Annotated in this window: 11 protein-coding genes; 3 read left to right on the forward strand and 8 right to left on the reverse strand. The window is 59.9% G+C overall.

The features are described 5' to 3' along the window. Positions 1 to 37: 37 nt before the first annotated feature. From GEI7407_RS19380 to GEI7407_RS06940, 3 genes are all read right to left on the reverse strand, one after another. Positions 38 to 2410: a bifunctional serine/threonine-protein kinase/ABC transporter substrate-binding protein gene (locus GEI7407_RS19380; RefSeq protein WP_015171425.1), complete on the reverse strand. Its 2373-nt coding sequence runs from the start codon at positions 2408 to 2410 to the stop codon at positions 38 to 40. A 154-nt stretch (positions 2411 to 2564) separates the two neighbouring features. After that, positions 2565 to 3074: a DUF456 domain-containing protein gene (locus GEI7407_RS06935; RefSeq protein WP_015171426.1), complete on the reverse strand. Its 510-nt coding sequence runs from the start codon at positions 3072 to 3074 to the stop codon at positions 2565 to 2567. Continuing rightward, positions 3075 to 3740: a cofactor assembly of complex C subunit B gene (locus GEI7407_RS06940; protein WP_041268307.1), complete on the reverse strand. Its 666-nt coding sequence runs from the start codon at positions 3738 to 3740 to the stop codon at positions 3075 to 3077. Between the two features lie 240 nt (positions 3741 to 3980). Here GEI7407_RS06940 and GEI7407_RS06945 point away from each other — a divergent pair, with 240 nt between their 5' ends. After that, positions 3981 to 5312 carry a D-alanyl-D-alanine carboxypeptidase gene (locus GEI7407_RS06945; protein WP_015171428.1) on the forward strand — a complete coding sequence of 444 codons (1332 nt, stop codon included), beginning with the start codon at positions 3981 to 3983 and terminating at the stop codon, positions 5310 to 5312. A gap of 21 nt (positions 5313 to 5333) precedes the next feature. Here GEI7407_RS06945 and lptC read toward each other — a convergent pair whose 3' ends face one another. Next, positions 5334 to 6521, reverse strand: coding sequence for an LPS export ABC transporter periplasmic protein LptC (lptC, locus tag GEI7407_RS06950; protein WP_015171429.1), 1188 nt, complete (start codon positions 6519 to 6521; stop codon positions 5334 to 5336). 446 nt (positions 6522 to 6967) lie between these two features. Here lptC and GEI7407_RS06955 point away from each other — a divergent pair, with 446 nt between their 5' ends. Further along, entirely contained in the window at positions 6968 to 7924 is a 957-nt protein-coding gene (locus tag GEI7407_RS06955) for a LysR family transcriptional regulator (RefSeq protein ID WP_015171430.1), read from the forward strand. A gap of 24 nt (positions 7925 to 7948) precedes the next feature. After that, positions 7949 to 9028 carry an anthranilate phosphoribosyltransferase family protein gene (locus GEI7407_RS06960; protein WP_015171431.1) on the forward strand — a complete coding sequence of 360 codons (1080 nt, stop codon included), beginning with the start codon at positions 7949 to 7951 and terminating at the stop codon, positions 9026 to 9028. Here the strand turns inward: GEI7407_RS06960 and GEI7407_RS06965 are convergent. The 4 genes from GEI7407_RS06965 to GEI7407_RS06980 form a co-directional block, all read right to left on the reverse strand. Next, a complete protein-coding gene (locus GEI7407_RS06965) occupies positions 9025 to 9930 on the reverse strand; it encodes an MBL fold metallo-hydrolase (RefSeq protein ID WP_015171432.1) in 906 nt (301 codons plus the stop codon). The two genes, GEI7407_RS06960 and GEI7407_RS06965, sit on opposite strands and share 4 nt — an antisense overlap. A 12-nt stretch (positions 9931 to 9942) precedes the next feature. Further along, the gene (panD, locus tag GEI7407_RS06970) at positions 9943 to 10341 is read right to left on the reverse strand and encodes an aspartate 1-decarboxylase (protein WP_015171433.1); all 399 of its coding nucleotides are present in this window, start codon (positions 10339 to 10341) and stop codon (positions 9943 to 9945) included. A gap of 178 nt (positions 10342 to 10519) precedes the next feature. Next, a complete protein-coding gene (locus GEI7407_RS06975) occupies positions 10520 to 11029 on the reverse strand; it encodes an inorganic diphosphatase (RefSeq protein ID WP_015171434.1) in 510 nt (169 codons plus the stop codon). Between the two features lie 606 nt (positions 11030 to 11635). Further along, complete coding sequence (locus GEI7407_RS06980) at positions 11636 to 11995, reverse strand: hypothetical protein (protein ID WP_015171436.1); 360 nt, start codon at positions 11993 to 11995, stop codon at positions 11636 to 11638. Positions 11996 to 12002: the final 7 nt, after the last annotated feature.

The following is a 12002-nucleotide window of genomic DNA, read 5'->3' on the forward strand; positions in this document are numbered from 1 at the left end:
TGGCCAAAGATCTGGCGATCGCGGGTCTTGGGCTGTCCTAGCGGGGTGGGGCTTCGGGGCTTTGGGGACTGGGGGTGGGCTTCGGGGCTGGCTGGCTGGCTGGCAGCAGCTGATATCGATACTGGAAGCCGCCTGGCTCCTCGATGGAGGCGACGGTGACGAGCTGGACACCGCCGTCGCGATCGCCCGACTCTGTGAAGCGCAGGGAGCCGGTCGCCCCTGCGACACTAAAGTCGGGATTAGAAAGCGATCGCTGAATGCCGCGACGGCTGGAGTCTTGCTCGAGGCTGACTAGGATGGCCTGGGCTGCGTCGTGGGCCATGGCCGATCGCCAGGTGATTTCCTTCAGACCGCCCCAAGTCTGGGTTGCCTGGGCCTTGAAGGCGTTGCTGGTGTTGCTGAGCACGGCGTCGGCGGGAATGGCGATCACCATGCCGACGGCGTTCTCGGCTCCCACCTGGAGGGTCTTGGGGGTGTAGATGCTGTCGCCGGCCAGGATGGGCAGACGGCGCTGATTGAGCTGGATGACCTGGAGGGCGCGATCGGAGACGCCGCTGTGGGAGGCGATAAAAATAGCCTCTGCGCCTTGGGCGATCGCCTCCTCAACGTTGTCGTAGGCGTTGAAAACGGGGCTGGAGAGGTCGTACTCGGCCACAATTTTGCTATCGGTTCGATAGAACAGGGCGTTCTTGAACTCGTCGGTGATGGATTTGCTGTAGGCGCTTGAGGCGTTGTAAAAAAGCGCCACGCGGTTTTTGCCGAGGCGATCGGTGAGGTAGCTACTGAGGGCGCGGGCCATCAGGCGATCGCTGGGCATGGTCCGAAAAATGTAGTTGCCCAGCTCGCTGATCTGCACGGCGGAGCTGATGGGCGTGATCATGGGGAGCCGACCGTTTTGGTAAATCGGTCCGGCGGCCAGGCTGGCATCGCTGCCCCCGTGGCCAATCACGGCCAGGATTTCGGGCCTGCTCACGAGGGCGCGCGCCACCTGCTGGGCGAGGCCCGGTTGGCTGTTGTCGTTGGCGATCGCCACCTTCAGCGGCGTCCCGTTGATGCCGCCCGCCTGGTTAACCTGGTCTTGGACCTGGGCGATACCCCGCAGCATCTCCAGGGCCGAGAAGGGCGTATCGCCCAAGGGCACCACCGCCGCGATGGCGTAGGCGTTCTTGTTGCCGATTCGGGCATTGTTCAGATAGATCAGGGTCTCTGGGTCGTCTGGGGCTTCGCGGCGCGCCGCCTCTAGGGCCTGGACCGCCTGATCATAGTTACCGGCAGCAATGCGATCGACCCCCTCCTGCTTGCGCAGATTTGCCGGCCCTGGAGTCAAGATGCGATCGCCAAAGCTAATCTGACTGCTGACTTCTTGCAAAGAAGTATTGGCCACTTGGGGCAAGTCCAGGGGTGCCAAAGACGGCCCCCAGTTTTTTAGTGCGATCAGGGCCACAACCGTGGCGATCGCCGTCGCGCCGACCCCCGTCACCACTCTCCACGAAGGACGACCCCGCCCTTGCTGCGCCAAAAGCATTGAGGCGCTGCCCTCCGGCGGAATCTGCGTGACCGGTGGCAGCGTCATCTCCAGCGCCTCGTGCTGGAGCGTGTACAAATCCTGGAGCACCGCTGCCGCCGACTGATAGCGCTCCGTGAAGGAATAGCGCACCATTTTGGTCAAAAGCGCAGCAAAAGCTTCACTGACCGGCGGCGCGGCTTCCCGCCAGAGAATTTCCCCTGTCTGGACATCGATGGGTAGCTTGATGGGCGATCGCCCCGTGAGCGCCTTGACCCCGATCATCCCCACCGCGTAGATATCGCTGCTAAACTGCGGCCGCCCCGCGATTTGCTCATGGGTCATGTAGCCCTGGGTGCCAATGCCCACCGTCAACTCGCCATTCTCCGGCAGGCTGGCAATCTGGCCGTGAATCTCCTTCACCGCCCCAAAGTCAATCAGGACCAGCTTGCCATCGCTGGTGCGGCGAATTAGATTACTCGGCTTAATGTCTCGGTGAATGACCCCTTCCGAGTGGACGTACACCAGCAGGTCCAGCAGCTCCTGAAACAGCTGCACCACCTGCTCTTCGCTCATCTGCTGGCCGTCGCTGATTTCCTCGGTCAGCGACTTCCCAGCGATAAACTCCTGAACCAGATAAAACTCTTGATTTTCCTCAAAATAGGCTAAAAGCCTAGGAATTTGCGGATGATTGCCCAGACGCTCCAGCGTTTCGGCTTCCGTCTTGAACAGGCGACGAGCCACCTGCAAAAACGCCTCATCCTGCCGAGCAGGCTTGAGCTGTTTGACAACGCACGTAGGATCTCCGGGGCGGAGCGTGTCTTCTGCCACGTAGGTTTGGCCGAAGCCGCCAGCGCCCAGCATACCGACGATTCGGTAACGTCCACCCAACTGTTTCCCTAACATGGCCTTCCCGCAGCGCAGCAAAGCCGAATGTTGCAACCTGATGTGATGTTCCAACAGACGGCGATACTGGCATTGTATGGGCTAGGGATAGCCTCGCGGCACTCCTGGGCCGGTATTCGCTCTGGCACCCAAAATTTTCGAGGAGCGAACCTCCCTAGTATGGCCAGGTCGTCACCAGGAAAACGATCACGGCGCCCAAGGCCAGCGCGCCCTGGATCAGGTTGCCCAGCAACGTGCCGACGACGATGCCGATGCCTGCCTTGACCGATCGCTGAAAGTCTCGGCAGTAAAAATATTCGCCGATGATGGCGCCCAGCAGCGGGCCGACCAGCATGCCCAGCAGGGGGCCTCCCAGCAAAAAGGCGGGCAAAAGACCAAAAAATCCCAGGAAAAAGCCGATAATGGCGCCGATTTGGCCCCAGCGGCTGGCGCCGGCCTGTTTCGCCCCCAGGTAAGCAGCCAAAAGATCTACCCCGACGCTGAGCAGCAAGACTAACACCGTGACGATGAGGGCGGTGCTGATGCTCGCGAAGCCATTCACAAAGCCCCAGATCAGGACGCCAACCACGATCAAGCTGGAGCCTGGTAGCCCGGGCACGACGGCACCGATGATGCCGACGACCATGAGCAGCACGAGAAGCCAGTAAAGGGTGAGGGTAGGCATTTAGGCGGGGGGGTGAGCGGGGACAAGGGACTGACTGAGGGTGTGGTCGAGCTTGGCGGCGATCGCCTCTACCCAGTTTTCGTCCTGCTGGGTATAGCTGCGAGGCGCGTTGGCTCCCAGGATCAGCACACCGCGATCGCCCAAGGGCTGACAGATCACGCCCTGGGTATTTTCGGGCAAATAGTCAAACTCAATGCGGCCCGGATAGACCTTGAGGTCCACTAGATAAACGGGCCGCTGCTTTTGCTGGACCCGCTCCAGGATCGGGCCTGGCTTCACGCCTGCGACCGGCCCCAGAATGCCCCGGCGCAGCAGCACTTGGCCGTCGTACCACACCACCAGGGACTTGGTGACGGTGTTGGTCAGCAGAATGTGGGAGGCCCAAGCGAGTTCTGTTTTGACTGGCTCTGGCAAATCGGAGGCCAGATCGAAGCCCTCGGGGCCGACCAGATCGACAGCATCGGGCGATCGCGGCTGGACCCGCTGCCACAGCAGCCCCGTCAAGATCAGCAGCGCGCTCAGGATCACCCCCAGAGCATCGGAGCGGGCCTGGGAGTCGGTCAGCAGCGGAGTGAGCAGCCGGTTGGTGAACAAAAGAACCCCACCCAGGGCTCCCACCACCAGCGGTAAGCGTCGTAAAACTTGATTTTGGTCTGGTTTTGCCATTGGGTTGGTGAGACAGCCGCCATTCTTCCACACTAGCAGCGATCGCCCCCTTCGACCGGCAAGGCGGTCTCCCCAATTTTGGCTCTGTCCGCTACTATCAACCATCAGCAGTCCCAGCCCAAAGCGCTAGCGTTGTCGAGAGCTTGCTTGGGCAGCGCTGCTACTGCCTGGCGGCCCAGGGTGGCGCTCTCCCAAGGCACCGGCCCCAGTCCATCGTCTATCCAAGGAGATTTACAAGGCGTGCTAGAACTCTTCAGCTCTGGAATCCTGGCGCTCTGGTTAGACGCCACGGGGGTTTCCTCCTCCTTGCCCTCCGTGAACCAGTACGCCCTCGACGGCACCCCCTGGATTGTGCTGCTAAGCAAGCCGGACCCCAAAGCCCAAACCACCACCCAGCAATATCTCCAGGGCTTGGCGACCCGTGGCCTAGAGCTGCAGCAGCAGGGGGTTTGGATTCAGGCGGGGCCTAACTTGCTCTCCAATCACCAGGGCACTACGCCCCTGCCGGCGGCTTCGCTGACCAAGGTGGCCACCTCCCTGGCCTCTCTCAAGACCTGGGGACCAGACCACCGCTTTGAGACCCTGGTGAGCGCCACAGGGCCGGTGGAAAACGGCACGCTGCGGGGAGACTTGGTGATTCAGGGGGGCGCGGATCCTTTCTTTGTCTGGGAGGAGGCGATCGCCCTGGGCAACAGCCTCAACCAGATGGGCGTGCGCCAGGTGACCGGCGACCTGATCATCTTGGGCAACTTCTACATGAACTATGAAGAGAACCCGCTCAAGGCGGGTGAGCTGTTGCGCGAGGGCCTAGATGCTCGGCGCTGGCAAAGCGAGGCGGCCTTCCAGCACGGCACCCTGCCGCCGGGCACCCCCAAGCCCCAGGTGGCGATCGCCGGTCAGGTTCGCGCGGCCCAAGGCGGCCTCGACCAGGCCCAGCCCCTCCTGCGCCACCAGTCCCTGACCCTGGCCCAGATCCTCAAGCAGCTCAACATCTACAGCAACAACCCCATGGCCGAAATGCTCGCCCAAAACCTGGGAGGCGCAGCCCAAGTGGCCCAAAAAGCAGCGGAAGGGGCGGGGGTGCCTCGGGAAGAAATTGTGCTGAAAAACGGCTCGGGCCTCGGCGAAGAAAACAAAATTTCTCCCCGGGCCGTGTGCGCGATGTTTGCGGCGATCCAGCGGGAGCTCCAGCCCCAGGGAATGAACGTAGCGGACCTGTTTCCGATCTCGGGGCGAGACGTGGGCACCCTGATCGATCGCAAAATCCCCACCGCCGCCGCCGTGAAGACCGGCACGCTGTGGAATGTCAGCACCCTCGCCGGGGCGATTCCGACGCGCGATCGCGGCCTGGTGTGGTTCGCCATCTTCAATCGGGGCGAAGACCTCGACCAGTTCCGCAAACAGCAAGACCAGCTCTTGCAGGCTCTCGTCCAGCAGTGGGGATCCGCAAACACCCTGCCGCTGCCGCTGCAGCCGACCTCGCCCAAGGACGACCCCAACGCCCGCCTCGGTGACAGCCGCCGCAACCAGCCCCTGAGCAGCAACGTGGCGAAGGCCCAGACGTCGAGCTAGCCCAGGGCGCAGGGCAAGGCCTTAGTTGAGCTCCGTGGGGTCAATTTCGGTGACGACCTGGCCGCCCTGCACCACGACGGTCTGGTCGTTCAGATTGCCTGCGGCGGTGGGGCCTGTCAGCTCAAAGGCGGGATCGATCTGCCGATACACCACGTTGCCATTGGCCTGAACCTGGCCGCTGGAGAGGTTCCAGTCGAGGGTGTTGGACTGGAGACGAGACTGGTTTCGCTGGGCTACGGCCAGGACGTTGGTCCGCAGATAGAGCATGTCTTGGGGAATGTTGAGGTCGCCTTGATTGGCCGAGAGGGTAACCTGCTGGGTCTGGTGGTAGGCGGTGAAAGGCTGGGTGGAGGAAGCAATCTGGGTGTCGAAGTTCCAGGTGATCAGGCTGCCCGTGACCTGGAGGGGCGGCTCGCTAAAGTTCATTTGCACTTTTTCTTTGAGCAGCGCCACTTTGGTTTTGACGTTGACTTCGATGCGGCGAGCGACGGCGGTGTCCGAGAGCTGATTGTTGATATAGCGATCGATTCTCACCGTGCGATCGCCCGCTTCTGCTGGCACCTCTGCCACAATTAGGCTTTCCTTGACTTGCCAGAGTGCCTGATCTGCCTTGAGCTGCGCTTGCGGATCTTTGGTGGTTGCGACTACGCCGCCCACCAGCTTGATTTCTTGCTTACGGGTGGTCGCTTGCGCCTCTTGGGCGACCACATTGGCGTCGGTATGGGTGCCCGTGATGCCGTTGCGCACCACGAGCAGATCTTCTTTGGGCTTCCACTCCATCTCTTTGCCCTGGAGCACGACCCCGTTGCGCAGATCCGTCGCCACGATGTCGCCCCGCAAAAAGATCTGATCGCCGTCTTCCCGCACCTCACCCTTTGAGGCTTTGACGTTGAAAACGGCCTTGCCATCCTGGAATAGCTCCCCAGTGGGGTTTTGAATCTGAGCGACTTTCTTGTCTTTGTCGTAAGTTGCGCTCTTGGCTTTGATTTTCCAGAGGGTGCGACCTTGCTCGTCTGCCTGCTCGAGGGTGATGTTCTCGAAGGTCAGGTTGCTGCTAAAGCGCTGGGCCGTCGCGCTGTCTTCAGCCAGCTGTTCGGCGGCTCGATTGCGGCTGCTGCAGCTGCTCAGCCCCAGAAGAACGACAATGGCGCTGCTCAAAATAAGGGGAGCGAGGCGAGGAATCCGGGACGCAGGGGAGAAGATGGGCATGGACAGTCACTCTTCGGAGGCCTTGAATGTGAAGACTGGGTGGGGGGGTGGTTGTTTCCGCTGGGACTGTCTCAATTGGAACAGATCGCGGCTCGAAATGGCGGTGGTTGACGGGGAAGATAAAGAGGGCGATCGCAGTCTCGCCAAAATACTGTAGCCAAGAATACAAAATTTGCGAGACAACTCACCTAACGTAGCTTTTTGGCAGGCTATGGCGCAGCAACGCCCGTTGTTGAGAAAACAATCGGCGTCCAGAACTGCGTTTGCTAGTTTGATGGTGCTGGAGGAAGACCGCGAAGGGTTAAATACCTAGGAACATCCAGTCTGCTCCTTTGCCAGCGAAACGCAGCCGATAGCAGTGTCCCTAATGGTCAAAGTTCGAGTGACCAGCAGCCAGGCCGTACGGAAACTGCTAGCGCTGCTGCCATCCGTTATCTAGAAACAAGATGCGTCTAGAACAGTTGCAGGCATTTTTGGCGGTGGCGGAGACCGGCAGTTTTCAGAAGGCGGCGCGCCAGTGCAAAGTCACTCAGTCCACAGTTAGTCGACAGATCCAGGGCCTGGAAGCGGACTTGGGGGTGTCTTTGTTTCATCGAGGGGCCCAGGTCAAGCTGACGATTGGCGGAGAACGCTTTTTGCCCCGCGCTCGGCGCATTTGCCAAGAGTGGAAGCAGGCGGTGGAAGAACTGGCGGATCTGATGGCTGGAAAGCAGCCTGAGCTGTGCATTGCGGCGATCCATTCGGTGTGCGGTCAGTATCTGCCGCCGGTGCTGCAGCGGTTTTGCCAGGACTATCCGGATGTGCAGCTTCGCGTGACGTCTTTGGGGAGCGATCGCGCCCTGAAGGTGCTGCGCGATGGCTTGGTGGATCTGGCGATCGTGATGGACAATCGTCTGCTGACGGCCAATGCGGAGCTGGTGGTTGACCCCCTCTATGACGAATCCATTGAGATTCTGATGGCGGCGGATCATCCGTTGACCCAGTTTGATCCAGTGCCGTGGTCGGAGCTGGTCAAGTATCCCCAGGTGGTCTTCAAGGATGGCTACGGGATGCAGCGGCTGGTGCAGGAGCAGTTTCAGCGTCAGGGGGCCACGCTCAATGCGGTGCTAGAACTCAACACGCTGGACGCGTTTCGGGGCATTATTCGCCAAGGGGAGCTGATTGCGCTGCTGCCTCGGGCGGCGATCCTAAACGCCCTGAGCGATCCGCTGCTGGCGGTGCGATCGCCCGCTGCGCCGGGACTGACGCGCCAGGTGGTGCTGGTGACGACGCGCGATCGCCTGAATATTCCCCCCATTCAGCGGTTTCGTCAGCTCGTCCACGAGCTGATCGCCACTCCCAGCCCCAAGGCGTCTGGTGGGGCTGGGGGCGCCTCTGACACGGTCTACTACGCCATGGCCTAGCCTCTGACCAAAAGGGAGGTTTTGATGAGCGATACTTTTCGTGAACTGCTGAAGAAAGTGGGCAGCGGTCCCCACACCAATGAGCCTCTGAGCCGGAGCGAAGCGGCCCAGGCAATGGCGATGATGCTGCGCCAAGAGGCAACGCCTGCCCAAATTGGGGCGTTTTTGATTGCTCACCGCATTCGCCGTCCCACGGGGGAGGAGCTGGCGGGAATGCTGGATGCCTACGACCAGTGGGGCCCCAAGCTGCAGCCGGAGTCTTTCGACCATCCGGTGACGGTCCTGGGCATTCCCTATGACGGGCGATCGCGCACGGCGCCCATCAGCCCCCTAACCACGCTAATGTTGGCCGCGGCGGGGTGCCCGGTGGTGCTTCACGGCGGCGATCGCCTCCCCACCAAGTACGGCGTCCCTCTCACCGAGGTCTGGCAAGGCTTGGGCGTGGACTGGACCCAGCTATCCCTGGCTCAGGTGCAGCGGGTCTTTCGCCAAAGCCGCATTGGATTTGTCTATTTGCCTCACCACTTTCCGCTAGCTCAGGGGCTGGTGCCCTACCGCGAGCAGCTCGGCAAGCGCCCCCCCATTGCCACCCTAGAGCTAATCTGGGCTCCTTACGCTGGCGATATGCAGATTGTGGCGGGCTACGTCCATCCGCCTACGGAGCGCATGTTTGAGGATGCTCTGACCCGGCGCGGCGTGAAGCGCTATCTGACCGTCAAGGGCTTAGAAGGAAGCTGCGACCTGCCCCGCGATCGCACCGCCATTCTGGGGGTCTACCAGACCCAGGCCGAACCCTACTTTGAACGGCAGCTCTTAGTGCCTCGGGACTACGACCTGGCTGGGCGAGAAGCGCCCCTCGAAGATCTCCCCAAGCTGACCGAAGACCTGCAAAGCGTCTTGCAAGGTCAGCCTGGCGAACTCATGGATGCGGCTATCTGGAACGGGGGCTGCTACCTGTGGCACTGCGGCGCCTGCCCGGACTTGAATGCGGGACTGGCCCTTGCCGAAAAGCTGCTCGTCCAGGGCGCAGCAGCCCGCCAGCTGGCAGAACTACAGCGGGCGATCGCCCACTCCCCAGCCGAGCAGCCAGTGCAAAACCCTTAAGAAACGTGCAATCTCATTCCCTCTCGGGCCACAAGCCCCTTGGGGAATGCCGCCTGTAGCTGCGCAGACACTTGGTCGAGATAGGCATCATCGTAGGCGGGGCTGTGGTGCATCAGCACAAGCTGCTTGGCCCCAGCGGCCTGGGCCACTTCGACACCGGTCCGCCAGCCATCTTGCCAGCAGTCGTTGGTGCGGTGGGGGCCATAGCATTCCTCGGCAGTGTCAGCAATGTCATAAATGAGCAAATCAGCGCCCTTAGCCAATCGGGCTAGGGCGCTGTTTGGTTGACCAATCTCGCACTCCGTATCGGTCGCATAGACAATGGCATGGTCTTGCCAGCTGACCCGAAAGCCCAGAGCCCGCGTGGGGTAGTTGAGGGACGCTGTTTCCACCGTCACCTCTCCCAGGCAGATCATGTCGCCCGGCAGCAAATCGTGAAACTCTAGCGTGGCCTGCATGATCTGGAGCTGGAGCGGAAAATGAGGCCGCAGCATCTGGTCAGACAGGCGCTGCTTCATCGACGCGCCGTTGACAGCAGCGGTGCCGTAGATGTGAAAGTGGTTTCCTTCAATGAAGGCTGGAGTGAAAAAGGGAAATCCCTGAATCCGGTCCCAGTGGGAGTGAGTGAAGAAGAGATGGGCTTCGAGGGGCATCTCGGACAGCAATGATTGACCGAGGACCCGAAGACCCGTACCGCCATCAAAAACCAGACGCTGCCCGTTCACCAACACCTCGACACAAACGGTGTTGCCACCGTACTGGACGGTGTTTTTGCCGGGGGTCGGAATGCCACCGCGCACCCCCCAAAAGTTGACGACGCAGGCAGCAGCAGGGCTAGTTGGGGAGGATTCGCGATCGCTGGTAATGGTGGGAATTGAGGCTGACGACTCTAGGTTCGGCATAGCTCGCTTAAACTAGCCCGTGGGAATGAGATCGTTGGAAAGTAGATCGTCGTAGTGATGGATACTGGTAAGCCGATTGTGCTCATCCACCAAGACGACGGTCGGAGAGTGAAGCTTGAGCTCGGTTGGGGTGAGTTGGGCGTAGGTCATGATGATGACGCGATCGCCCCTCATGCCGAGTCTTGCAGCAGCGCCATTGAGCTCCACCGCCCCAGACTTGGGTGGCGCGGGGATCGCATAGGTTGTCAGGCGTTCACCATTGGTGATGTTGACGACCTGAACCTGTTCGTAAGGCAAAATTCCTGCCGCCTCCATAAGACTCTGATCAATACTAATGCTACCCACGTAGTCTAGGTTGGCATCAGTAAGACGGCAATTATGAATTTTGGCTAAAAGAACGGTTCGCTGCATGGTGCCCAGGGACTCACAAGGGAAGAGAAGGAACGGCTGCTAACACCCCCATTGGATCTATGTTCCACTCTGTTATATACCGGGAAACCGACGGAAGATCGGGACTTTTTGGGGGAGTTTCAGGAGTGGTGCGGCTGAGAGACGTTTTGAGCGGCCCTCAGCCAAAGGCTTTACGAAGTTAGCCAGCAGCCCGGATGCACTGCTCCACTAGGGCACTGACTGCGGCCACATCTTGCCAGCCCAGAATCTCGGTGGTTTTCTTTTCGAGGTTCTTGTAGGTGCGGAAGAATTCTGCGATTTCGTCGAGCCGATGGCGCTCGATGTCATCGAGGCTCTTGACGTTGGCAAAGCGCGGATCTTTGTCCGGAACGCAGAGCAGTTTCTCGTCGCGATCGCCCCCGTCGATCATCTCGAGCATCCCAATGGGGCGAGCAGCAATCACGCAGCCCGGGAAGGTCGGCTGATCGATGATCACCATGCCGTCAAGGGGATCGCCGTCATCGGCCAGGGTGTTGGGAATAAAACCGTAGTCGTAGGGATAGTGGACCGAAGAGTACAGAACTCGGTCTAGCGCAAAGGCTTGCAGGTCTTTATCAAACTCGTACTTGTTCTTGCTGCCTGCCGGAATTTCAATCAAAACATTGACTACTCCAGCTTTCGGTTGTGCCGGAATCCGAGATAAGTCCACAGTCGTTCTCCAAGCTTTGACAAAACACGAGGGTGCGACCCCTGGCTCTGAACCCTATGACATAGTTCCCAGGCAGAGGCCTAGATCCTACCCCCGAGTAGCATTTTAGAAGATGGCGGGTAGCAGAAATAACTTGAGCGCTGAGTCGAGGGCTAAACGGTGCTTTGGTGAGCTCCTCGAAGCGATCGAGACACCTTCTCAACGGGGCACCGGCTGCCCCAAAATCTGCAAGGGCAGCCGGTCTCCCAGTTCCGAAGGCGATCGCCTGCTCTGATAGGGTCGCTCAACGCTAGAAAAGCTGCTTTACTCTCTCATGCGTCCTAGCCGATAGGTGGGTGATGGCGCGGTTTGTGAGTTGCTGTCGGACGAGTAGTACGCAATGATGACTACCGGCAGAATCAACGTCACAAGGGCGACCAGGGTTCCAAGAACGGCTGCGAATCGGTTAGCAGGTCGGTCGGGAACGTTGGCAGACGGGCTACCTGATTCCATAAAAGAAATAAAAAGCAGTTGTATGAGGCTAAGAGGCTAAGGCCTACTATCATAGGCCCTTCAATTTCCATTTTAATGATTCCGCGGAGGGATACTGTTGTCAGGAAAACAGTCCTAGCCTACGCTGGAGCGCGATCGCAGTAATTGATGAATGCTTTGGAGCTCCCCCAAAATTGCCCGCAACAACTCTTCGGTTGCATTGGGGGGCGGTTCTTGCACCTCAATTGTCACCTGCTTGATGCGCAACACATCCCGCGCAAACCGGGCTACTTCATTGGGATGAAACAGCAGCGGCTCATCGCGGCTCATCCGGAACTCCGGGTTGAGCAGCTTGGGGTTGTAGGGCGGATTCAAAATGTCAGGGCTGGTATTGGCATATCGATAGACCGAGGCTCGGGAGCGGTTGAGTGCCTTCTGCACCGCCTCGATATCCATCAACCCTTCGGGAGTAGAACTCCCTTCCATCATGCTCATGGATATG

The organism is Geitlerinema sp. PCC 7407 (assembly GCF_000317045.1).
Classification (GTDB): Bacteria; Cyanobacteriota; Cyanobacteriia; order PCC-7407; family PCC-7407; genus PCC-7407.